The organism is Pseudomonas tremae (assembly GCF_001401155.1).
In the GTDB taxonomy this organism is placed as follows: domain Bacteria; phylum Pseudomonadota; class Gammaproteobacteria; order Pseudomonadales; family Pseudomonadaceae; genus Aquipseudomonas; species Aquipseudomonas tremae.
Window position 1 is genome coordinate 154,504 of sequence record NZ_LJRO01000048.1, and the last position, 23,108, is coordinate 177,611.

The 23,108-nt window shown below is 59.6% G+C and carries 21 protein-coding genes; 2 read left to right on the forward strand and 19 right to left on the reverse strand.

Features of this window, described 5'->3' with window-relative positions:
* Positions 1-21: 21 nt before the first annotated feature.
* The 8 genes from ALO43_RS03405 to ALO43_RS03440 form a co-directional block, all read right to left on the reverse strand.
* Positions 22-1,380: an LLM class flavin-dependent oxidoreductase gene (locus ALO43_RS03405; RefSeq protein ID WP_054997102.1), complete on the reverse strand. Its 1,359-nt coding sequence runs from the start codon at positions 1,378-1,380 to the stop codon at positions 22-24.
* Positions 1,380-2,585, reverse strand: coding sequence for an SfnB family sulfur acquisition oxidoreductase (locus ALO43_RS03410; protein ID WP_005888132.1), 1,206 nt, complete (start codon positions 2,583-2,585; stop codon positions 1,380-1,382). The genes ALO43_RS03405 and ALO43_RS03410 overlap by 1 nt, the downstream gene beginning before the upstream one ends.
* 25 nt (positions 2,586-2,610) lie before the next feature.
* A complete protein-coding gene (locus ALO43_RS03415) occupies positions 2,611-3,783 on the reverse strand; it encodes an SfnB family sulfur acquisition oxidoreductase (protein WP_234778708.1) in 1,173 nt (390 codons plus the stop codon).
* Positions 3,784-4,311: 528 nt separating this feature from the next.
* Complete coding sequence (locus tag ALO43_RS03420) at positions 4,312-5,040, reverse strand: hypothetical protein (protein WP_053479816.1); 729 nt, start codon at positions 5,038-5,040, stop codon at positions 4,312-4,314.
* Positions 5,041-5,614: 574 nt separating this feature from the next.
* Positions 5,615-6,358 (reverse strand): L-cystine ABC transporter ATP-binding protein TcyN, encoded by a 744-nt coding sequence (gene tcyN / locus ALO43_RS03425; protein ID WP_005888136.1) that lies wholly within the window; start codon positions 6,356-6,358, stop codon positions 5,615-5,617.
* 3 nt (positions 6,359-6,361) lie between these two features.
* Positions 6,362-7,030, reverse strand: coding sequence for a cystine ABC transporter permease (gene tcyL / locus ALO43_RS03430; protein ID WP_005888137.1), 669 nt, complete (start codon positions 7,028-7,030; stop codon positions 6,362-6,364).
* Positions 7,027-7,824 (reverse strand): cystine ABC transporter substrate-binding protein, encoded by a 798-nt coding sequence (tcyJ, locus tag ALO43_RS03435; RefSeq protein WP_054997103.1) that lies wholly within the window; start codon positions 7,822-7,824, stop codon positions 7,027-7,029. The genes tcyL and tcyJ overlap by 4 nt, the downstream gene beginning before the upstream one ends.
* A gap of 193 nt (positions 7,825-8,017) precedes the next feature.
* Positions 8,018-9,016: a D-cysteine desulfhydrase gene (locus tag ALO43_RS03440; RefSeq protein ID WP_054997104.1), complete on the reverse strand. Its 999-nt coding sequence runs from the start codon at positions 9,014-9,016 to the stop codon at positions 8,018-8,020.
* Positions 9,017-9,193: 177 nt separating this feature from the next.
* On the opposite strand from ALO43_RS03440, the gene epsC reads away from it, so the two are divergent.
* On the forward strand, positions 9,194-10,168 hold the full coding sequence (gene epsC / locus ALO43_RS03445) for a serine O-acetyltransferase EpsC (protein ID WP_054997105.1): 975 nt from the start codon (positions 9,194-9,196) through the stop codon (positions 10,166-10,168).
* A gap of 14 nt (positions 10,169-10,182) precedes the next feature.
* On the opposite strand, the gene ALO43_RS03450 is transcribed toward epsC, so the two are convergent.
* The 6 genes from ALO43_RS03450 to hutC all read right to left on the reverse strand — a co-directional run bounded on the left by ALO43_RS03450 (position 10,183) and on the right by hutC (position 14,726).
* Positions 10,183-10,890, reverse strand: a complete 708-nt coding sequence (locus ALO43_RS03450) for an anti-sigma factor (protein WP_053479818.1) — start codon at positions 10,888-10,890, stop codon at positions 10,183-10,185.
* Positions 10,887-11,453 carry a sigma-70 family RNA polymerase sigma factor gene (locus tag ALO43_RS03455; RefSeq protein ID WP_024690280.1) on the reverse strand — a complete coding sequence of 189 codons (567 nt, stop codon included), beginning with the start codon at positions 11,451-11,453 and terminating at the stop codon, positions 10,887-10,889. The genes ALO43_RS03450 and ALO43_RS03455 overlap by 4 nt, the downstream gene beginning before the upstream one ends.
* A gap of 104 nt (positions 11,454-11,557) precedes the next feature.
* On the reverse strand, positions 11,558-12,091 hold the full coding sequence (locus ALO43_RS03460; RefSeq protein WP_005888144.1) for a DUF3455 domain-containing protein: 534 nt from the start codon (positions 12,089-12,091) through the stop codon (positions 11,558-11,560).
* A gap of 105 nt (positions 12,092-12,196) precedes the next feature.
* A complete protein-coding gene (gene nhaA, locus ALO43_RS03465) occupies positions 12,197-13,372 on the reverse strand; it encodes a Na+/H+ antiporter NhaA (RefSeq protein WP_054997106.1) in 1,176 nt (391 codons plus the stop codon).
* A gap of 50 nt (positions 13,373-13,422) precedes the next feature.
* Positions 13,423-14,019 (reverse strand): HutD/Ves family protein, encoded by a 597-nt coding sequence (locus ALO43_RS03470; protein WP_054997107.1) that lies wholly within the window; start codon positions 14,017-14,019, stop codon positions 13,423-13,425.
* Positions 14,016-14,726: a histidine utilization repressor gene (gene hutC / locus ALO43_RS03475; protein WP_162235569.1), complete on the reverse strand. Its 711-nt coding sequence runs from the start codon at positions 14,724-14,726 to the stop codon at positions 14,016-14,018. Before hutC ends, ALO43_RS03470 begins: the two co-directional genes overlap by 4 nt.
* Before the next feature lie 187 nt (positions 14,727-14,913).
* Between hutC and ALO43_RS03480 the strand changes: the two genes are divergently transcribed.
* Positions 14,914-16,278 carry a formimidoylglutamate deiminase gene (locus ALO43_RS03480; RefSeq protein WP_054997109.1) on the forward strand — a complete coding sequence of 455 codons (1,365 nt, stop codon included), beginning with the start codon at positions 14,914-14,916 and terminating at the stop codon, positions 16,276-16,278.
* 276 nt (positions 16,279-16,554) lie between these two features.
* Here the strand turns inward: ALO43_RS03480 and ALO43_RS03485 are convergent, their stop codons facing one another.
* From ALO43_RS03485 to ALO43_RS03505, 5 genes are all read right to left on the reverse strand, one after another.
* Complete coding sequence (locus ALO43_RS03485) at positions 16,555-17,133, reverse strand: lipocalin family protein (RefSeq protein WP_054997110.1); 579 nt, start codon at positions 17,131-17,133, stop codon at positions 16,555-16,557.
* Positions 17,134-17,136: 3 nt separating this feature from the next.
* Complete coding sequence (gene bamE / locus ALO43_RS03490) at positions 17,137-17,391, reverse strand: outer membrane protein assembly factor BamE domain-containing protein (protein WP_002551616.1); 255 nt, start codon at positions 17,389-17,391, stop codon at positions 17,137-17,139.
* A 253-nt stretch (positions 17,392-17,644) separates the two neighbouring features.
* A complete protein-coding gene (locus ALO43_RS03495; RefSeq protein ID WP_005888153.1) occupies positions 17,645-18,655 on the reverse strand; it encodes a class 1 fructose-bisphosphatase in 1,011 nt (336 codons plus the stop codon).
* Positions 18,656-18,788: 133 nt separating this feature from the next.
* Positions 18,789-20,141: a DUF3999 domain-containing protein gene (locus ALO43_RS03500; RefSeq protein ID WP_054997111.1), complete on the reverse strand. Its 1,353-nt coding sequence runs from the start codon at positions 20,139-20,141 to the stop codon at positions 18,789-18,791.
* 25 nt (positions 20,142-20,166) lie between these two features.
* Entirely contained in the window at positions 20,167-22,983 is a 2,817-nt protein-coding gene (locus tag ALO43_RS03505; RefSeq protein ID WP_054997112.1) for a DUF2339 domain-containing protein, read from the reverse strand.
* Positions 22,984-23,108 lie beyond the last annotated feature (125 nt).

Sequence of the window (23,108 nt, forward strand, 5' to 3'; positions counted from 1 at the left end):
GCGTGGGAGCGCATGTCATCATCAAATATGTCTATGTGCCGCCCCCGCATGCCGTTCCGGTAAACGATCAGTACCTTCCGGAAACAGTTTTTTACGCAAGGTGCCGTCCTGATAAGCAATCTTGTATGACCCGCGGCGTTGCAGTTCAGGGATGACCAGATCGATGAAATCCTCATAGCTTTCCGGGGTGACGATTCGGGTCAGGTTGAAGCCATCCAGGCCGGTTTCCTCGATCCACGATTCCAGCTCGTCGGCGACCTGTTCGGGCGAGCCGATCAAGGTGATGTAGCGGCCACCCAGCGCGTGCTGGTCGAGCAATTTCTGGCGGGTCCAGTCGTTGTTCTGGAGGTTTTTGGTCGCGGACTGGATGGCATTGTTCTTCACGTACTGAATGGGTTCGTCCAGCTCGTATTCGGCGAAATCAATACCGGTCGATGCCGCGAAATGCGCCACCCCCGCTTCTGCGCTGGCATAACGGCGGTATTCAGCGTGCTTCTCGCGGGCCAGCGCCTCGGTCGCCGCAACAATCACGTTCAGGCCCATGAATACCTTGATGTCCTCCGGGTTGCGCCCGGCCTGTACCGCGCTGGCGCGCACCTTGTTCACTTGCTCGCGGGTCGCCGCCTTGTTCTGGCCGCTGATGAACACGCACTCGGCGTTCTGCCCGGCAAACTGAAGGCCGCGCTCGGAACTGCCCGCCTGAAACAGCACCGGCGTGCGTTGCGGCGACGGTTCGCAGAGGTGATACCCCTCGACCTGATAGAACTCGCCCTGGTGCCGAACCTTGTGAACCTTGCCCGGCTGGGCGTAGACGCGCTGCTGCGTGTCGTTGATGACCGCGTCGTCCTCCCAACTGCCCTCCCAGAGCTTGTACAGCACCTCCAGGTATTCATCGGCCTGGTCGTAGCGCCGGTCGTGCTCGTTCTGCTCGCTCAGGCCCATTGCCCGTGCCGCGCTGTCGAGATAACCGGTGACAATATTCCAGCCCACCCGACCACGGCTCAGGTGGTCCAGCGTCGACATGCGCCTGGCGAACAGGTACGGCGCGTCGTAGGTCAGGTTGGCGGTCAGGCCGAAGCCCAGGTGTGTCGTCACCCCGGCCATTGCAGACACCAGCAGCAGCGGATCATTGACCGGTAACTGAATGGCTTCCTTGAGCGTGACGTCCACCGAGTTCTGGTAGACGTCGTACACCCCCACGATATCGGCGATGAACAACCCGTCGAACAAGCCACGTTCCAGCAGTTTCGCCAGGTCGGTCCAGTATTCCAGGCTGTTGAATTGCGTGGAGGTGTCACGCGGATGCGTCCACAGGCCATGATTGATGTGGCCGATACAGTTCATGTTGAACGCATTGAAAAGGATCTTCTTGCGCGCCATCAGATCGTCCCCCGCAATGGGGGGGGCGTGTCATTGAGGTAGTAATTGCCAATGGCGTGAAACTTCCAGCGCACCGGGTCGTGCAGCGTGTGTACGCGGGCGTTGCGCCAGTGGCGATCGAGGCCGTGTTCCGCCAGGGTGGACTGGCTGCCGGCCAGTTCGAAAAGTGTGCTGCCAGCCGCCAGGGAAATCTCCGTGCTGATGGCGCGTGCCTCGGCCACGGCTATCGAGGCCGCCGCCACATTCTCGGCGTTGCTCTCGGCCTGTGCGATGTCCAGGAATTCTCCGGCCCGTTCCAGCAACGCTTCAGCTGCATGCAGGCGAATGCCGAGCCTGCCGAAGCTGTGCAGGGTCAGCGGATCGTCTACGGCCTTTTCGATACCCGAATCGATCCACGGTCGGGTGCGTGTGCGAACGAACGTCAGAGCGTCCTCGAACGCTGCGCGAGCTATACCGGTGTCGATGGCTGCGTGAAGAATCTGCGCCAGCGGGCCTACTGTCGTGGGGCGCTCGAAAGCGCTCTGGAATGGCACAACGTCGTCGGCGCTGACATACACGTTGTCGAATACCACTGAACCGCTGCCGGTAGTGCGCTGGCCGAAGCCGCTCCAGTCATCGATAACCTTCAGCCCCTCGCTGTCGTGCGCTACGAACACCAGTTGCTGCACGCCATTGTCGTCGATCACCGAGGTGGGAATGCGCTGGGCATACAGCGCGCCGGTTGCATAAAACTTGCGCCCGTTGATGCGATAACCATCGCCATCGCGTGTAAGGCGTGTGGTGCGGTCGTGTGCCGTCCTGGTTCCCAGTTCAGCCAGTGCGTTGCCAAAGCGTCGACCGGCCAGCGCTTCGGCGTACAGCCTTGCCTGCTGTTGCGCGCTGCCGTTCACGCGCAGCACTTCGAGCGCATAAAAATGGTTTTGCGGAATCTGTCCCAGCGAGCCATCGGCTTCGGAAATCAGCTGGATCACCTTGGCCAACGTCACGTTTGAAACACCCGCGCCGCCAAACGCTTTCGGCACGCTGATGCCCCACAGCCCGGACTGACTGTAAACGTCGAGTTCGGCATGGGGCAAACGGCGCTCGCGGTCGCGTCGGGCGCTTTCGGCTTTGAAAATTAGTGCCAGCTCGCTCGCCACGCGCAAAGCCTGAGCGTCACTGGTAATCAGCGCAGCGTTGTCACGCGCTTGAGTATTGAAGCTCATGAAGAGTGTTCTCCAGTGGTCTGGCTCAGATCCAGGAATGGCGAGCGGGCAGGGTACCGTTCAAATGCCAGGTGCCAACTGCGTGGTATTTCCAGCGCACCGGGTCGTGCAGGGTGTGGACGCGCGCGTTGCGCCAGTGGCGGTCAAGATTAAACTCGGCGAGAGTCGCGCGGCTGCCTGCCAGTTCGAAGAGCTTTTCGCTGGCCAGCAGTGATATCTCGGTGGTCAGCACCTTGGCGCGCGCCACGGCAATCGACGCGCGGGCTGCCGATTGCTCGTCTATGGGGCTGGCATTTATTTCGTCCAGCTCCTGTCCGGCTTTACGCAACAGGGCTTCGGCGGCATGCAAATCAAGCTTCAGCTTGCCGATATCGGCGATCACGTACAGGTCGTCGCTGGCACGCTCTACTCTGGCATCGATCCACGGACGGGATTTCTCGCGAACAAAGGCGATCGCATCATCGATTGCGCCCCGGGCAATACCAGCATCGATTGCCGCCTGAATGAGTTGCGACACGGCGCCCTGAATATTGGGTGTCAGTCCCAGACGCCAGTTGTCTATCACCTGTTCGGCATCCACCGGCACGTTGTCGAGCAGCACCGTGCCGCTCGCTGTGGTGCGTTGCCCGAAGCCTGACCAGTCGTCGACGATACTCAGCCCCGGCGAACCGCGTTTGACGAACGCCATGATCTGTTGGCCCTGGTCATCAAGCGCCTTGACCGCCACCCAGTGCGCAAACAATGCGCCGGTGGAGTAGAACTTCTGACCTGTGATGCTCAGGCGGTCGCCTTCAGTTGTGATCCGCGCCTTGAGTTCAAGAGTGTTTTTGGTGCCACGTTCAGGCCCCGCATTGCCGATACGCCAGCCTTCCAGCACGCTCTGGAACAGGGTGCGTTTCTGCTGTTCAGTGGCGCTGTTTTGCAGCAGGTGCAGAATGCCGAACTGATTTTGCGGGATCTGCCCCAGCGCCGGGTCGGCAGTGGAGATGATCCTGAACACTTCCGCCACCGTGACAAACGAGACCTCGGGGCCGCCATAGGCGCGTGGAATGGAAATACTGCCGAGCCCGCTGCGGGTGAATTGTTCTATTTCAGCCCACGGCAAAGCGCGTTGCTGATCGCGGCTCGCAGCAGTAAGGCGTGCAGCTGCTGCGAGTTCATGAGCGGCTGCAATAGCCTCGGCATCGTTGTGCAACACCGTGGCGGGTAACAGTCGGGGAGCAACGTCTGGCTCTTGTGGAGCGTTGACGGTGTGGGCAGTTACGTCAGCGGGATCAGACTCGCGTCGCTCACCGGCAATCGAACCAGCCCTTGGTTTATCCACAGGGGTAGTTGTGAAAGGGACCATCGGAACCTCGTAAAAATAGACCGCTGCGAAAGCGGCTGGGAAAAAATCACGATGTCCGGTGGTCCGGTGCATATACCCTAAGCGTGTATAAGGCTTTTTAAAACATGCTTTTTGGAATAAGCATAGACAGCTATCGCCAGCTGATAGCGACGTCCCGGCATTCACTTTGCGCTGAACACACTGCACATGGCGCCATAACGACGGCAGTGAACAGGATGAAGTGGTTGATGTGAGTAACAACGCACGTAGGCACACCGGGTGTAAGGGACGCTTGTATTAATCAACGCGAACTGATCGTGGTGTGTGGTTTTCCTCGTTAGCGGGAGGACCTTTAAACGACTGTTGGCATACAACCTGTTGCTGTTCGACGGCCCTTTGTCAATGCGTCAATTCACCCAGAGGCTGAACGTTAATGACCCGGGCCGGCGCCCACAACGAGTTGTTTCCTACCCTATCGATAATGCAGTAAGTCACGTCCACTTGTTGTTCGCCGCCGCCCTCCATGATCAGCGTAGGTGGCACGATCAAGTCGACGGATTCTCCGATATCCTCTGTGGTGAGGGGCGGCAGATCCATGCGCAGATCGCCCCAGCGCACAGTGATCTCGTCGTGAACGGCCATGTTCAGGTACGGCTCGATGGCCATCGGCAAACCGCCTTCAAGGTGCCTGCGGGACAGTCCGCGGCGTATGACCGATGGCGCGACATGGAGCGGCGCCAGCCCCTGATTTTCTTCGCTGCTGGCCCCGATCAGTTGTCCGCCAGGTGCGTTCAGCTTGACCCAGAGCTTGCGGCACGGCGAGGTGACGGGTGTCCCGCCTATTTTCATGACCCGGTAGTAGGTCCTCGCCTTGCCGTTCTGAAGAAAGCTTTCGGGCACACGTAGGGCGATGGCTTTGTCGATGTCGGATGGCTCTAAAATCGTTGACGCCACGTAACAGCCATCCCAGAACAGTTCGATAAGGTCCCCCTTATCCATGTTGTCGTAGGGGGCAACGTGAACCATGAGTTGAGACGCGATCCTCACGCCGATGCCGTGTCGGCTGGCCTGCGGTACAGAAGGGGGCTGGAGCCCTGGGCGTGCGGTAGTGCAAGTAGTGTGGCTCATGTTGAGGTGCTCCTGATAATCAGTAATTCAAGTAAAGAATCGTCATAAGTTGTCATGGTCAAGTAATATAAAGCCCGGTTCGGGCGGAGCGATAAGTACCTTAAATAACCAAGTCATGGCAAACATTACAATTGGAGGGAAAGTTTCACTTGAAACTTGAGTGGTTGATCAAATGCCTCATTGAGGTGAGCTAATGTTCTTTGCGGGCACTTGTCAATATACGAAAGATGTTTAACGACTTTTTACTTGAAAAACGGACACTTCCTACACGCGGTATTTGGAAGTGTTTACCCACTGGCAAACAACTGTCCTACCACAAAGTATCAGTTATGCATGCACACGAAAGATGCCGTTACGACCGGGAGGGATGGGCTGTAAACAGGTCATCGTCGTTGATCACAGGGGCGCGCATCAGGCGCGGAGGCTGACGCTTTCAGGTTTTATTATTTCGATGAATTTTCGGAAAATAAGGCGGGAATTCAGCAAGGATCCTGAACGATTAAACCTTTCTGAAATGTAAGAAAAAAGCAGCGCCGGGACGGACGCTGCTTTCGGAGGGTGTGTAGCGGCTTTATCAGGATCGCGTGCGCTCAAGAAACTGCCTGGTGCGTTCTTCCCTGGGGTTCGCAAACAGCGCCTTGGCTTCGCCCTGTTCGACGATTACACCCTTGTCGATGAAGATCACCCGATTGGCGACATCCCTCGCGAAGCTCATTTCATGAGTGACGATCACCATCGTGCGGTTCTCTTCGGCCAGGGCGCGGATGGTGGTCAGCACCTCGCCGACCAGCTCAGGGTCCAGCGCCGAAGTCGGTTCGTCGAACAGAATGACCTGCGGCTCCATCGCCAGCGCTCTGGCGATCGCCACACGTTGCTGCTGCCCGCCCGAGAGTCTGCGCGGGTAAGCATCTTCCTTGCCGGTCAGGCCGACCTTGGCCAGCAATTGGCGACCCAGTGCTTCTGCCGTCGCCAGAGGGATCTTCTTGACCACCACCGGGCCTTCGATGACGTTCTCCAGCGCAGTGCGATGCGGAAACAGGTTGAAGTTCTGAAACACGAACCCGACCTGCTGGCGCAGTTGACGGATCAACCCTTGCTGCTGGCCAACCGAACGCGCGCCATCGATTTCGATGTCGCCGACCTTGATCCTGCCGGCAGTAGGCGTTTCCAGAAGATTCAGGCAGCGCAACAGTGTGGTCTTGCCCGAGCCGCTGGGACCGATGATCGCCACGACCTCGCCTGCTTCGATGCGCAGATCGATGCCCTTGAGGACTTGGTTACCGTTGAATTCCTTGGTGAGTTTTTCAACCACGATCATGCGTCAGGACTCCAGATCATGCCGGTTGACCCTCGCTTCCAGCCTGTTTTGCAGGTACGAAAGCGCAGTGGCAAGGATCCAGTAGATCAGTGCTGCGGCCAGGTACATGGTGAAAATTTCGAAGGTACGTGCGGTGATCAACTGAGCCTGGCGGAACAGCTCGGGCACCTGAATAGTGGCCGCCAGAGCCGTGTCCTTGACCAGCGATATAAAGCTGTTGCCCAGTGGTGGCAAAGCGGTACGTGCTGCTTGCGGCAGAATTGCCCGGCGCAGGGTTTGCCAGCGGGTCATGCCGATACTCGCTGCGGCTTCCCACTGGCCGCGCTCTATGGAGCCTATGGCCGAGCGGAGAATTTCGCAGGCGTAGGCGGCCATGTTCAGCGAAAAGCCGATCAGCGCTGCGGTCAACGGGTCAAGCTCGATGCCCAACTCCGGCAAGCCGTAGTAGATCAGGAACAACTGCACCAGCAACGGCGTGCCGCGAAAGAACGATACGTAGATGCGCGCCAGCCAGTTCACCGGCTTGAAACGCGACAGGCGCATCAGCGCCAGGCCGAAGCCCAGCACTAACCCGAAGAACATACCGCCCAGGCTGAGGAATACTGTGTAGTACGCTCCCTTCAGCAGGAAGGGCGCGGAGTCCAGCGCGAGCTGAAGGCTCTCTTCGATCATTGTGTGACGTCAGCGTTGAAATACTTTTTCGACAGTTTTTCCAGTGTGCCGTCGGCACGCAGTTTGTCGATCGCCTTGTCGATTGCAGCCTGCAGCTCAGGCTCGCCTTTGCGCATGGCAATACCGGATTCCTGACGGGAAAAGGCAACGCCGGCAGGCACGAGTTTGTTTTTGGTCTTGGTTGCCATTTCTAGGGCCGCCAGACGGTCAACGAGAATCACGTCGATACGGCCTACGCTCAGGTCCTGAATTTTTGTTGGGTCATCATCGTAAGTCCTGACGATGGCGCCCGGCACGTTCTCCTTGAGCCACTGCTCGTAGTTGGTGCCCAGGCCTACGCCGACCTTTTTGCCCTTCAGGTCGTCAGCGGACTTGATGGCGTCTGCATTCTTCTTCAGAACCAGCGCCTGAATGCCGGAAATGGTGTAAGGCTCGGAGAAATCGTACTTTTTCTTGCGCTCGTCGGAGATGGTGACCTGGTTGATCACCACGTCCAGACGCTTGGAGTCCAGTGCAGCGAGAATGCCATCCCATTTGGACGGCTGGATCTTGGCCTTCACGCCTAATTCCTTGGCCAGCGCTTCGGAAAACTCTACTTCGAAGCCAGTGAGTTTGCCGTTTTCATCTACGAAGCTGAACGGCGGATAAGTGCCTTCAAGGCCCACATTCAGAGTGCCGCTATCCTTGATTTTCTGCAGTTGCTCGCCAGCCATGGCTTGCCCGGCGATACCGGTACCAAGCATCAGGCCCAGTGCGGAGAAAAGAAACGTACGACGAATAGCGGAAATGTTCATGCGAGCCCCTTGTTGATACGAAAGTGTCTGGCTATTTTCTGACCCGACTGAAGCGACTTGGTGCTGAGGGTTTGGTTTTTTTTCAAGCAGTTACGTCACACCGATGTTCCGGGCGCGACTATATAGCCATCTTCTTATGAATAAAAATAACTAAAAATGCACAGTCCGCCAAAAAACGGAATAAAGACCTCGGTCAATTGCTGAAGGCATCAGGGTAGGCAAACAACGCGGGTGCGCCTCCGGTGTGCAGGAATATCAGCGGGCCGTCATTGAAACGCTGCCGCCCTATGCCGTCCAGCATGCCGGACATCGCCTTGCCGGTGTAGACCGGGTCAAGCAAGACACCCTCATGGCTGGCCACCAGTTTGATCGCAGACAGCGTGCCTGCGTTCGGTTCGCCGTAACGGGGGGCGAAATACTCGTCCCACAGCTCGACCTTGAATGTTTCCGGCAGCGCGATGCCGAGCAATTCGGCGGTGCGTTCGGCCAGGCTCTGTACCTTGGGCAACTGGTCCTCTTCACTGCGCGACACGGTGACGCCGATGACCGGCAATTGCGGCAGTTCATGGGCCAGCGCCAGCGCCAGACCGCTGTGTGTACCCGCGCTGCCGGAGGCCAGCACAACTGCAGCGAACTCAATGCCGGTCTGCTTGATCTGCTCGGCCAGCTCCAAACCGGCGCGCACGTAGCCCAAAGTGCCTATCGGACTAGAGCCGCCGATGGGGACCAGATAGGGATTTTTGCCACTGGAGCGCAGGCGTGCAGCCAGTGCGTGCAGCTGTTCATCCGCGTTATCGAGGTTTTCGACCAGCTCTACCCGAGCATCGAACAGCTCCAGCAGCAGGCGGTTGCCGTTGCTCAGGTAGTTGGGGTCTTCGCTGCCGATGGGGTTTTCCAGCAGGGCTACGCAGCCCATGCCCAGCCGCGCTGCCAGCGCTGCGGTCTGACGCACATGGTTGGACTGGATCGCACCGGCGGTGATCAGCGTATCGGCGCCCTGTGCCAGCGCATCGGCAGCCAGGTATTCGAGCTTGCGAGCCTTGTTGCCGCCCAGTGCCAGGGTCGTGGTGTCATCACGTTTGATGTAGATATCGCGGTCTGCCCAGGCGGACAGGCGTTCGAGCTTCTCCAGAGCCGTCGGCGCACTGATCAGGTCGAGACGATTGAAGCGGGCGAGCTGATGTTTGATCATGGTGATAGATAAGCCGTGTAAAGAGTCACCGGACTATAGGCAGACGTTTCCTACACGGCAACTTCTCTGTGTTTATCATCTGGTCAGCCTGTTCCTGTGGAAATTGTTGTTCTTTGCGTTCGAATGTTTGCCGTAGAGTGAAGGCATCAGCGGCCGTCACTGTCGGTCGACACCCTAATGTGTCAAGGAGAGATCAGCGTGAGTGATATTCCAGAAGCCTCCGCCGACGGCCGTTCCAGCCATTGGCAGTTGCAACGGATCGTCAGCCAGTTGCGCGGTGCGCGGGAAGACTGGCGGGCGCGCAACAGGCGAGTGAGCGGCGAGCACGGCGGGCGTGAGCTGCCTTCTCGTGCGGCCATGGGCGACATTCTCGAGGCGTTGAGTGGCGCACTGTTTCCGATGCGGCTTGGGCCGGTAGACCTGCGCGAAGAGAGCGAGGACTTCTATGTTGGCCACACGCTGGACGTGGCACTCAATGCGCTGCTGGCTCAGGCCCGGCTGGAATTGCGCTATGTGGCCCATCAACAGGGTGGCGACCTAAAGAACATCAATGCTCATGCGCTCAGGTTGATTCAGGATTTCGCCACGGCACTGCCGGGCATCCGCCTGTTACTGGACACTGACGTGCTGGCCGCCTACCACGGCGACCCGGCGGCGCGCAGTGTGGATGAAGTTCTGCTGTGCTATCCGGGCGTCCTTGCTGTGATTCATCATCGCCTGGCTCACCACCTGTACCGGGCTGGCCTGCCGCTGCTGGCGCGCATCAGCTCGGAAATCGCCCATTCGGCGACCGGTATCGATATTCACCCCGGCGCGCAGATCGGCCCGAGCTTCTTCATTGATCACGGGACGGGTGTGGTCATTGGCGAAACCGCCATTATCGGTGAGCGAGTGCGGATATATCAGGCCGTGACGCTGGGCGCCAAGCGTTTCCCTGCGGACGAGGACGGTCAGTTGCAGAAAGGCCACGCACGGCACCCGATCGTCGAAGATGACGTGGTGATTTACGCCGGGGCGACCATTCTGGGGCGCATCACGATTGGCAAAGGCTCGACCATCGGCGGCAATGTCTGGCTGACCCGCAGCGTGCCGGCAGACTGCAACCTGACTCAGGCCAACCTGCTGCAACAGGACGACTGCTCGAAAAAGTGATGCCTGCGTGAAGCTCAGATGACTTTCACCGCCCGCCCGATGAACTGAATCGGGCCGGTGGGTTTGCCGATAGGCGAGCCGGAGGATGTTTCCAGCGTCAGCTCGAACAACTGATTGGGCTGCAGCGGCGGCAGTTTATCCAGCGCAATGTTCAGGCTTTGCCCCGGTTTTACCAGCCCCAGAGAAACCGGGCCTTGCCAGTCGTCGCCTTTGGTCCAGAACTCCAGTGCCTTGTCAGCCGGAACCTCTACCACGCCCAGCGGAATAAGCTGGATTTCCTGCGAATTACTGGCCTGCACTACCCAGCCGGGCGACCTGTCCTGCGGCCCGACCAGAACAACAAGGTAGGAAGTCTGCGCCGGGGCGCGGGTCAGCAGGGTCATGCCTAATACCAGCGATGCCGCCAGCCCGGCCCCAGCCAGCCCGCGCCAGACCGACAGGTTGTCCCACCAGCGCACGCGCGGTCTTGGCGAAACACTGGCGGGCGCGGTGATCTCCAGCAGGTTGCGTTCGATTCGGTGCCACAGACCGGGCGATGGCGTAACGGGCTCGGCCAGTTCCGTCAGGGGCAACAAGCGTTGCTCCCAGGCATCGATGGCCGCTTGCAGGTCTGGCTCGCGGGACAGGCGACGCTGCACGTCGAGCCGATCCTGCGCCGACAGGGTGCCGAGCACGTACTCGCCAGCCAAGTCATGAATGTTGTCGTCTAAAGGCCGGGTCATCCCATGCACTCCCGCAAAGCCGTCAGGCTGCGCTTGATCCAGGCTTTGACCGTACCCAATGGCGCGCCGATTTTCTGCGCGATTTCCTGATGCGAATAGCCGTCTACGTAAGCATGAAAAACACAGTTTCGTCTTACCGGCTCCAATTGCTCCATGCATGAAGTAATCCGTCCTGGATTGACCCGCCAGTCAAAAGCATCCCCGGCTTCCTGCCAGCCTTCCAGGGTCGCCTGTTCATGATGATCTTCGCTGCCGTCTTCCTCGATACGTACCTCGCGGGCGGTGTTGCGCAACGTATTGAGTGCCAGATGCCGGGTCACGCTGAATATCCAGCCACGCGCCGAGCCACGGGAAGCATCGAAACTGGCAGCGCGGGTCCAGATTTTCAGAAAGGCGTCGTGCACGATGTCCTCGGCCAGAGCGCTGTCACGTACCAGCCGCTGGACGACGCCGAGCAATCGGGCGCTTTCCTGTTGATAGAGACGCTGCAAGGCCTGTTTCTCACCGCGAGCGCAGGCCTGCAACGTGGCTTCGTAATCAAAGAGAGATTCGTGCGAGGACAAGATGATCCGCCATCAATGGAAGACTACTGCCTCGTTGACATCACGAGGCTCCCGCGCAGCAGCATAGCTCAACCTCTGCGCGGTCACCCGGCTAATGGCCGCGATCAGCTCGCGGTCCAGAACAGGTAGTCGGCTTGATACTTGACCACTTCCTTCGCACCCTTGTTGCTCTCGGCGCAGGCTTTGGCCGGGGCAACGCCGCCTTTCAGGGCTACACGCTGGATGTAAGTCACGCCAGTCATTGCGCCTTTGCCTTCAGCCGGGTTGGCCTTGACCAGTTGATACGGCAGGTTGCCAGCGCTGGATGGTGCTACGGCCACCTGGGTGCCGGTCACTTTGGAGCCGTCTTTGGCTTCCCAGGTGGCAGGCGGGCCGTAGTAAGTACCGACCTGTTTGCCGCTCTTGTCGTTGAGCACTGCTTTGGGGCCGACGAACGCCCACTCCATTTCGCTAGGCATGTTGGCTTTGGCGCGGCACTCGTAGGTGATTTCGCCAACACCTGTGGTTTGCATGCCGACTTTGTTGCCAGCCGGCACGCGCACGCTTTCCGGAAGGTCGGTCTGAGCCAGGGCCACGGATGACAGGCAGGTGAAGGCCAGGGTAGTACCGGCAAGGCAGAGCAAGCGTTTTGCGTTCATGCAGAAATCTCCAGATTGTTTAACCGCGCTCAGCAACTCGAAGTGGCTGCTGAATGTACTACCCGCGAGAAATCCATCTGGATGCAGTGATTTGAAAATATTTTTTCAATGCCGGCTGAAACGGCTTCGCAATAGCAGTATTCCGGCAATGGCCGCGAGCCCCGAGCCGATCAGCACGCCGACTTTCACCTCGTCGATCAGGTGCTGTGAACCAGGGAATGCCAGGTTGCCGATGAACAGGCTCATGGTGAAGCCGATGCCGCACAGGATCGCCACGCCGTACAACTGCACCCAGTTGCTGCCTTCCGGCAAGGTCGCCAGCCCGGCACGAATCGCCAGTAGTGCGGCAAGGAACACACCGATCTGCTTGCCCGCGAACAGCCCCAGCGCAACACCCAGCGGCACTGGATCTATAAGGTTTTCAAGGGTGATACCGGCCAGTGACACCCCAGCATTGGCAAAGCCGAATACAGGCACTACCGCAAAGGCCACCCAGTAATGCATTTTTTCTTCAAGGAACAACAGCGGCGAGCGCGCCTCTTCCTCGGGTTTGCCCATCGGGATGCACAGCGCGAGCGCGACACCGGCCAGCGTGGCATGCACGCCTGATTGCAGGACAAAAAACCACAGCAATGCGCCGAGCAGCAGATAGGGCAACAGGCGACGGACATGCAGGCGGTTCAGTACGATCAGTACAGCGAGGGTCGCGAATGCGGCAGCGAGCATCGGCAGGTTCAGGCCGGAGCTGTAAAAGAACGCAATGATGGTCACCGCCCCCAAGTCGTCGAGAATCGCCAGCGCAGCCAGAAAGACTTTCAGTGATGTGGGCACTCGATTGCCCAGCAGCGAAAGCACACCAAGCGCGAAGGCAATGTCGGTTGCCGCCGGAATGGCCCAGCCGCTGAGGGTCTGCGGGTTGCCCCAGTTGATCGCGATGTAGATCAGTGCAGGTACCAGCATGCCGCCTGCCGCTGCAAAGCCGGGCAGGGCGCGCTGTCCCCAGGTCGACAGGCCACCGGCCAGCACTTCGCGCTTGATCTCCAGGCCGACCATCAGGAAGAAAATCGCCATCAGCCCGTCGTTGATCCACAGCTCGACCGACAGGCCCAGCCAGACGCTGTGCAGCATCGAGAAATAACTGGCGGAAAGCGCTGAGTTGGCAACGATCAGTGCCGCCAGCGCAGCCATCATCAGGACGATGCCGCCTGCTGATTCAGAAGCCAGAAAGCGGGCAAGAATGGCGATGGCGCGTGGTGTTTCCCGATGTGGAGCCTGAGTCATGGTCGTCCTTGAAACGAGAAGCTGTTTTTATTGTGGTGGCAGGCGGGCGGTTACTGGCCCGTGGCACTGAGCTCGATCAGGCAGCAGCGACTGACGCGAGGAGATTGCAGCTCTATTTCCAGCAAGCCGCCAGGGTTATCCACAAGCGCACAATCATGTTTGCCGAGGACTTCCCATGGCTGACTGTCGACGCTGATCGCCACTTGCGCGGCCATGCTGAACAGCACGAACGTGCTTGCCGAACTGAACAGCCGTTGCGGTTGGCGCACATCGATCCAGTGCAGGCGCGCAGTATACCGGTGTGGCGCATAGATGAGGTTGAAGTCGCGAATCGGGCCATCCAGCAGGGTGCAGCTGACTTGACTGTCGCCGCTGAAGGCAAACGGGTCGGATGGCAACAGCGCGCGACTGGTCATGCCATCTACCGCCAGTGTCATGCCTGCGCCCTGCAAAACGGTAATGATCCGTTGGTAGCCGACGAACACCGAGAAGCCCCCGGAGGTCTCGATGTCGGCAATCGACAGGCGCCAACCGAAACCGTCCAGATCATGACCTGCATCGCGGGCGATTTCTTCAGTGCTGCCGCCACCGTTCTTCCACGGCATGCGCGGGTAATCGGCAGCGCGCAGGAGTCGAGTCTGGCTCATTTGGTAAAGCGTCCTTCAAGGCGATGACGGGAACCTGGGTGTATCAGGCGCGCCGCCGTGACCGGCTGGCGACCTGACCAGGTGCGGCGGCGAATCAGCAGGCAGGGCTCGCCAGCCTCGATCTGCAACAGTTGGCACTCGGCGGCTTCGGCGAGAATCGCTTCAACCACGTGCTCGCCTTCGGTCAGCGGGGCGACCTGAGATAGATAGGCGTAGGGCGTCTGCAGGGTAAAGTCCTGCTTGAGGTAGTCCGGTGCTACCTGAGCATTTACGAAGCGGTCTTCGATCTGCACGGGAATGTCGTTCTCGAAATGCACGATCAGCGAATGAAACACCTTTTGGCCTTCACGCATATCCAGCGCCAGAGCGCGCTCGGAGCCTGCGGCTTCCTCTTTGAGCACCATGACCTTGCAGGTATGGCGATGACCGCGCGTGGCGATCTCGTCGGCGATGTTATGCACTTCGAACAGCGCAGACTGGCTCTTTGGCTCAGCGACAAAAGTGCCGACGCCTTGCATGCGCACCAGCAGGCCTTCGGCGGTCAGCTCGCGCAACGCGCGGTTGATGGTCATGCGGCTGAAACCCAGTTGCGTCACCAACTCGCTTTCCGAAGGCACGCGGTGATGCGGCGGCCAGGTGCCGTTTTGAATCTGCAGCGCGATCATGTGTTTGACGCGGGCGTACAAGGGTGCGGGACTTTCGCCCATCTGGGCAGCCAGGGGAGAAGCGGCGGGCGGAGTCGACACGGATGAGTCCTTGTTCGAGATGATTCAAATACAGCAAAGCGCCAACGCTAACCATTAACCCGGTACACGGCAAGCGTGCGAGCGGTTTACCACTCGCTGGAACGTCTGTATATGTATATACAAATTACCGTGATGAGGTGCCAAGTCAATGTCAGCCTTCTTTGCCGAGCGTGCGCTACTTCCCGACGGCTGGGCCAGCGATGTACGCCTGGAGGTCAGCCAGGAGGGTGTATTGACCCGTGTCGAAGCCAGTGCGCACCGGCAGGGTGCCGAACTCATCGGTGGTCCACTGTTGCCCGGCATGCCGAACCTGCATTCTCATGCGTTTCAGCGGGCAATGGCCGGTCTGGCCGAAGTGGCGGGCAACCCCAACGACAGTTTCTGGACCTGGCGCGATCTGATGTACCGCATGGTCGGGCGTATAAGTCCCGCGCAATTGGGCGTCATCGCTCGTCAGCTGTACATCGAGATGCTCAAGGGCGGTTACACCTCGGTGGCGGAATTTCATTATGTGCATCATGACGTCAGTGGTCTGCCTTACGCCGACCCTGGCGAACTTGCTTTGCAGATCAGCCAGGCGGCAAGCTCGGCGGGTATCGGCCTGACGCTGCTGCCGGTGCTTTACAGCCACTCCGGGTTTGGCGGGCTGGCGCCGAACGAAGGGCAACGCCGGTTTATCCACAGCACTGACAGCTATCTGGATTTGCAGGTTCGTCTGCAAGCTGTTCTGGCGGCCCAGCCGGCGCAACAGCTCGGCCTGTGTTTCCACTCGCTGCGCGCAGTCACCCCACAGCAGATCAGCGAAGTGCTTGCCGCCAGCGACCCGCAGTGTCCGGTGCATATTCATATTGCCGAGCAACAGAAGGAAGTCGATGACTGCCTGAGCTGGAGCGGTCGGCGTCCGCTGCAGTGGTTGTATGAAAACACCCCTGTGGATAACCGTTGGTGCCTGGTCCATGCGACCCACGCCGATGCGCACGAGGTGCAGTTGATGGCGCAGAGCAGTGCCGTGGCAGGACTGTGTCTGACCACTGAGGCCAATCTCGGCGACGGGATATTTCCGGCGGTGGATTACATCGCGCAGGGTGGGCGTTGGGGCGTTGGCTCGGACAGCCACGTCTCGCTCAGCGTGGTCGAGGAACTGCGCTGGCTGGAGTACGGGCAGCGGCTGCGCGACCAGCGTCGCAACCGGCTGCATCGCAGTGATCAGCCGATGGTCGGTCGCACACTGTACGACGCTGCACTCGCCGGTGGCGCGCAGGCGCTGGGTCAGCAGACTGGCAAACTGCAAGCAGGGCATCGTGCCGACTGGCTGGTGCTGGATGGCAAAGACCCATACATCGAGACAGCCTCCGGCGACGCGATCCTTAACCGCTGGCTATTCGCTGGCAGCGATCGGCAGATTCGCGACGTGGCTGTGAATGGCCGCTGGGTCATACGCGAAGGACGACACGCAGCCGAAGAGCAGAGCAACCGCGAGTTTGCACAGGTATTGAGGGAGTTGCTGGGCTGATGCAAGATCGGACGCAGAGCGTCCAGAACCGGTGTGCCCAAGCTGGAGCGCGGGCACCCTAGTAGTGCCCTTTTCACTCCCACGGCCTTCGGCCAGAATCAAGAGCGGACTTGTGTATAACGATGAGTGCTGGAGCGTGGGCACGATGGTGTTGCCAGCCGGTTCTCGTTCCTAACGATCGAGTCCAGACACCTGTCGTTCCTCACTTCGCGTGGGAATGCCTTGCATGACGCTCAGCGTCACACTTCTGCATGACGCTGCACGACGTAAGCCCCCTTACTTCTCGCCCTTGCCGATCTTCGAGTCATCCTCGCGCCAGATCAGGCGGGAGGTGTCGTAACCCTGCTGGCGAGCCTTGCTCAGCATGTTCTCTTTGTCTGCCTGAGAAACCACAGGCGTGCGCGACAGCAACCACAGGTACTTGCGATCCGGATTGCCGACCACGGCGGTGCGATAGCCTTCGCTGACGTCCAGAATCCAGTAATCGCCCTTGGCAACGCCAGGCAGCAACCGCGAGAACCAGTTATCGAACACAACCCACAGTTTGTCGGCCTTGCCCGGAACCTGCGGCGAGGCGGTGCCGGTGGCTTCTTCCCACTTGCCTTCAAGGGTGCGGCAGCGGTTGGTTACCGCAATATTCCCGTCGTCCTTGAGCGTGTAAAGCGCCTCTGACTGCGCGCATTTACGCTGGAAAAACATCGGCAGCCGCGCGATTTCGTACCAGGTGCCCTGATACTGCTTGAGGTCGACGTTATCAACCGTCTTCGGCTCAAGGTTGTCAGCCGAGTGGGCGAAACCGATGGCCAGAAAGCTGGCCATGACACAAATTCCAAAACGTACCAATAACTTGATCATGTGTTATTTGAGACCTTGACCCGAGAACAGTACAACCTTGTCTGCTGCGTACTGCACGCTGATAAAGGTGTTTTGATCGCCCCAGGTACAGCTGGACATCCCCAGCGCACCGGAACACTCGGTCGGGCTGCCCAGCAAGGACTCGACCTGTGCCTTGGGCATGCCAGCGGAAATTTTCGAATAGTTTTCCTGGGTGATCTTGCTGCAGGCAGCCAGAAAGACGCAGAACGAGAGTAACGCGACAGTGCGCAAGGACATGGATGTAGCTCCTGAACGGAAGGGGGTCGCGTCGCAGTGAAGGCCGATGCAGTCTGGCGCTGGCGCATTACCGCAAGCTTAGAAGAGAAAAAGGGGATCTGGTTCCCGCAGGGGGAAAGGATTTGTGCCGCAGGTCGGCAGATAGGGCTATAGACGGGTGTGGATAAGGCTCTCGATTGGCCGTTTTGCGCAGCTATATGCGCGCTGGCGATTCGCTCGGGTCGAATCGCCAGTGTGGCATCAGAAAGCGGTCTTACTCTTTGTGATAGGCCGTTGCGCGTTCCACTTCTTCCTTGGAACCCAGGTAAACCGCGACGCGCTGATGCAGGCCATCGGGCTGGATGTCGAGAATACGCTGATGACCATCGGTAGACGCGCCACCAGCCTGCTCGACCAGGAAAGACATCGGGTTGGCTTCGTACATCAGGCGCAGCTTGCCTGGCTTGGACGGTTCGCGGCTGTCACGCGGGTACATGAACAGACCGCCACGGGTGAGGATGCGATGCACGTCGCCCACCATCGCGGCAACCCAGCGCATGTTGTAATTCTTTTTCAGGGGGCCGTCTTCACCGGCCAACAGCTCGTTCACGTAGCGCTGTACCGGGGCTTCCCAGTGACGCTGGTTGGACATGTTGATCGCGAATTCCTGAGTGGATTCCGGGATCCGGATGTCTTCGTGGGTAAGCACGAAGCTGCCCATTTCACGGTCAAGCGTGAAGCCTTTCACGCCGTCACCCAAGGTCAGCACCAGCATGGTCTGCGGGCCGTAGATTGCGTAACCGGCTGCCACCTGCTCGGTGCCTGGCTGCAGGAACGCCTTCTCATTCAGCGGTTCGTTCTGGCTCAGGTACTGGTTCGGGCAGCGCAGCACCGAAAAGATAGTCCCGACCGGCGCGTTGATGTCGATGTTCGACGATCCGTCCAGCGGGTCGAAAACCAGCAGGTAGGCACCTTTAGGGTATTTGCCGGGGATCTGGTAGGCGTTGTCCATTTCTTCGGACGCCATGCCGGCCAGGTGACCGCCCCATTCGTTGGCTTCGAGCAGGATCTCGTTGGAGATCACGTCGAGTTTTTTCTGCACTTCACCCTGTACGTTTTCGGTGCCCATGCTGCCCAGAACGCCGCCCAGCGCGCCCTTGGAGACTGCATGGCTGATTTCCTTGCATGCGCGCGCCACAACTTCGATCAGGAAGCGCAGATCGGCAGGGGTGTTGTTACTGCGGGTCTGCTCAATCAAGTAACGACTTAGTGTGACGCGGGACATGGATAGCTCCGAAAATAGGGGTATGAAAACCCGCGCAGTTTAACGCGAGTGGTGACTTAATACTGCTATGAGACTGGCTTATGACTGTTTCAGTTCATATGCCGGGCGAACCGCGCCCGACAGCCCGCGTGTTTCAACGTTTTGAGGTGCGCAGGGTGCTGAAGGCCATCCAGCCCAGAAACAGCACCCCCAGAAGCAATACTGCCCACAGCCCCAGGCGTTTGAAGTCGGTCCCCTGTGGTGCCACCTGCACCGGTGCGGCAGCCATGTCGGCGATGCTCGCAGTGGCGGGTTTCGCGGTACCGAGGGACGCGAGTTTTGCCGCACTGTAATCGGGGATCAGCGTCGCCAGCGACAGGTTTGCCGCCTTGGCCGTCGAGTTGCCGACCGCCAGCGTGAACGGCCCATTGCCGCGTGCCAGAAACACTACCTCAGTGGCAGGCACTGCGACGCTCAACTGCGGCGCCTCGTTCCCCAGACCGCCGCCTCGGTCATCGACCACCAGCTTGAGCTGCTGAACGACGCGTCCGGGCAATTGCAGTTGGTCCTGCAGCACGTCGCTGTTGTTTTGCGACAAGCGATACAGCAGGCCGCTGCTGATGGGTTGCCACGGCTGTTTAGAGTCTGTCCGGCCATACAGAATCGCCGGTGCAAGGCTGTTGGGCTGGGTTATATCGACTTTTACTCTTCCTATCGGCAGGCCGGCCGGCAATTGCCAGACGTATTCGTTGGGGCTTTCAACAGAGCCTTTGACCGGTGGCGACCATGTCAACGGCGGTGTCGGAGTGTCGCTGCTGGCGCTCAGCAGGTGCGCGGAGATCAACAGCGGCGCGCTGTGAGGTGCGCGCCACAGCAGCCGCAGGTAGCGGGCGCTCTGGCCGGGCAGGCCGACTTCTCGTTGCTCGACCACTTCATCGGCAAATGACAAACGTGCAATTTGTCCTTCGCCCCAGTCTCGCCAGTGTTGCAGGTCGTCGCTGGCCTCGATGCTGAAGTTCTGAAAGCCTTCGCGCTCGGTGCTCCAGTCGATGATCAACTGCTCCAGTGGCGCCTTGATTGCGCTAGTGTCCAGCAGCCAGCCGCGCAGCACTTCTTCGCCAGCCTCGATATCGCTTTGTGGCTGGACCTCGATCACGCTGCCGCTGCTTGAGCGTTCGATGCGGATGACGGGCGTTGCGTCGCCTGATTCCTGGGTGCTGTAGAGCGCGAACCATTTGACCGGGATCGGTGCCGGTTCCTGCTCGCGCGCAGGTTGTCGCGGCGTGATTGCATACGCCTGTGGCTGGCCTTCGGCGTTGAACACGCGCAGGTCGCCCAGGTCAGTCTGTCGGGCATTCAGCTGGACGCCCAACGGCAACTCAAGGCGGTACCAAGGTCCTTCGCCATTCAGACTCAGCGGGGTCTGGCTGGCAAAGTCCGCTGGCTTGTCCTGAGCATTGGCGGTGATCGACGCGCACAATGCCAGGCCAAACACGGCGATTTTCATGGCAGGATGACTCAAGAACAGTTCCTCACGGAGTTTCAGGCGCGGCGATCGGGCCGGTGCCAGTGTCTTCGACAGTTTCTTTGACAGGTGATTTCGGCGGTAATGGTGCGAAATATCCCACCACCAGTAGCAGAATGCCAACACCGATAAACGAGACGATGCGCTCCATGCCGCCGCGATTGCCCAGTTCGACGAAGAACAATTTGATCACTACCACCCCGATCAACGCGGCACCGCCCAGCCATATTTCGCGTCTGGATCGTATGTGGCCACCGATCATCAAGGCCAGCGCCATCAACGTCCAGACGATCGACAGGCCAGCCTGAACGCGCATCGACTCGAACAGCGCCTCGGTGTACCACGGCACATCAGCCCAGTGATGGGCTGTGCGCATGACCATGGCCGTGACCAGTGCAAACAATGAGGCACCTGCCACCAGCAGGGTGCGCCTGTGCGCCATATGGTCGCGCATCCACAGGCATACCCCCGCCAGAGACAGCAGCAGGCCGACTTCGAGTGGATTGAGCAGCGGTACATAGGGCAGCGGATCGGCCGCGCCGTCGCTGAAGATGTTTGCCAGCCAGAACCACGCCAGCATCAACGCTGCCAGTGGCGCAGCGGCCCCAAGGTGATAAGCCTCAGGGCAGGCTGCTACTGGCCACGGCCATTGACGCCTGGAGCTCATCGCCAGCAGGAACAGGCTGGGCAGAATCGCCCAGCCCAGCCAGCGCCAGGCGTTGTAGTTCTCGGACAGCTGCAGCAGGCCGAAACGCAGCTCCAGCGCTAGCACACTGATGATCAGCAGACAGCCCACGGTGTGAGCAACGCGTTTTGCAAGAATGGACAGCAGGTCCGACACGTAGCGCAAGGTCAGCAGATGCACAGCGAACACCGCCAGCCAGGCCAGCCAGCCCAGATTGCCTGCCGGATTGTTTCGCAGGTTTATCGAGATCATCAGTACCAAAGCGCTGAAGGGCGTCAATGCGCTGGATAGCGTGGCCAGGTCCGGCCAGCGCAAGCTCAGGGCAAGTGATGCCCAAAGCGCCACACTGAGTGCAATAGCTATCAGGAATGCGGAGGCCAGATAGGACGCTTGCACATGCAGAACCGCAGCGCTGGCCAGCGAAACCAGCCACCAGAACGCGCCCCAGATGATCAGTAATTTCCGTGCGCGGACCGGGCTCATGAGTGCCAGCGAATTGAAGCGGAACACGCACCATGCACTGACCATCGCTGCAATCGCCAGAACCATCGGCGTCCAGTAATCGTTGGCGAAAGCCTGTGCCGAGCTGTCGGTGCCGCCGCTGAACAGAATCGCGCTTGCGCCCACTTGCAGCAGCAGGCCGAACGCCTGTGCCAGCCTGCGTTGCTGACGCAGGCCCAGCCACAAAACCGCCGCGCCTTCCACGGCCCAGGCGCTGGTTGTCCACTGTGAACCAAGGCCCAGCGGGATCGCCAGGGTGGCAAACACCACGCCAAGAGCCAGACAGGTTTCCATCAGCAATACGGTGCGTCCCGAAGTGTGCCCTGCCAGCCAGCGTGCCAGCCCCATGTAGATCAGGCCCAGCGCCAGCGCACTGAAGGCTGCGCCAAACTCCATATGCTCGACCAGCGCGTATTGCAGTCCAAAACCCGCGATGGGGGTACCGAACAGCAGCGTGCCATCGACGTAGTCGCCTTGGCGGGCAGACCAGCGCAGCATGGCTGCTCGGGTTTCATCCTGGGCCGCGTGGGTGAGCTGCAGCAGTTTTTGCCGGGCGAACAACAGGCCGATGGCCAGATACATCAGGAAAAACAGAATCAGGAACGGTTCGGTGCTCCAGAACAGTTCGGGCGTGTAAGCCTTCATGCCCCAGGCGAAGCCGATACCGAAGGTGCCGAAAAAGCCGATCAGGTTGAGGATGCGCCAGGCTTTGAACCAGGCGATGGCAAAAATGCCGGCGTTGAGCAGAGCGAAATAGCTGAACAGCGAAACATGGCTGCCTTGTCCGGTAGAGGCCAGAATCGGCGCCGCAAAACCGCCGAGCGCACCAGCGCAGGCCAGGGCCAGCGAGTTCTGGGTCAACGCCAGGACGGCCGAGAAACAGGTGATCGCGACCAGCAGCGCAAAGCCGAGGGTGGGGTCCAGCAAAGCGTGCAGTTTCATCGCGGCAAAAATGGTCAGGTACAAGACGCCAATGCCTGCACCTTGCAACATCAGCGCGTAAGGACCGTTGCGCAAGCGCAGCCACCAGCCCAGCCCCAGCAATGCCAGCGCACTCAGCGCGACGCCGGCGTAACGCGCTTCAATCGGCACGACCATCCCTTCGGTGGCATAACGCAGCAGAAAAGCCAGGCCGAGGAACAGCACCACGACGCCGACCCGCAGTACCGTATTACCGCCCAGCAACCAGTCCCTGGCGCGGCCAATGGCGCTGTCGAGCAGGTTGGGGCTGGCCGGTGCAGGCGGCTGGCGTGGTGGAATGGCCGGTATTATGTGAGGGATTGGAGTGTCGACTTGCAGTGCTTCGTCAGGCAGGTCCCAGATCAGCTCTGGCCCTTGGGTTGGTGCGTTGAGAATCACAGCGTCGGCTGGCAGCGGCGCGCTGTCCTGAGCAGGCGGTACGATGGACGCAGGCTTGCGTTCAAGCGCGCTCAGGCGTTGCTGAACGGAGTCGAGGGATTTCCGGGTTTCGAGGAGTTGCTGCAAATGGTCAGCAGATTGCCTGCCCAGCACGCGCACACGGATACCGGCCCACATCGCCATGCCCATGATCGCGCCAACCAAAGCGCCTGCCCACTCGTCGTAACTCAACGAGTAGCCCAGCAGTGCGCCACCCACCAGCAGACAAATCCAAAGCACGCGACGACATCCTTTTCGGTGTGTGAAGGTTCATCGTGCGCAGTATATAGGGGCGGGCGGGCATCGTTTGTAATGTTTTATGCAGAACGCGGCCAGTCTCTGCACCTTTCGTTCTTCACGCTAGC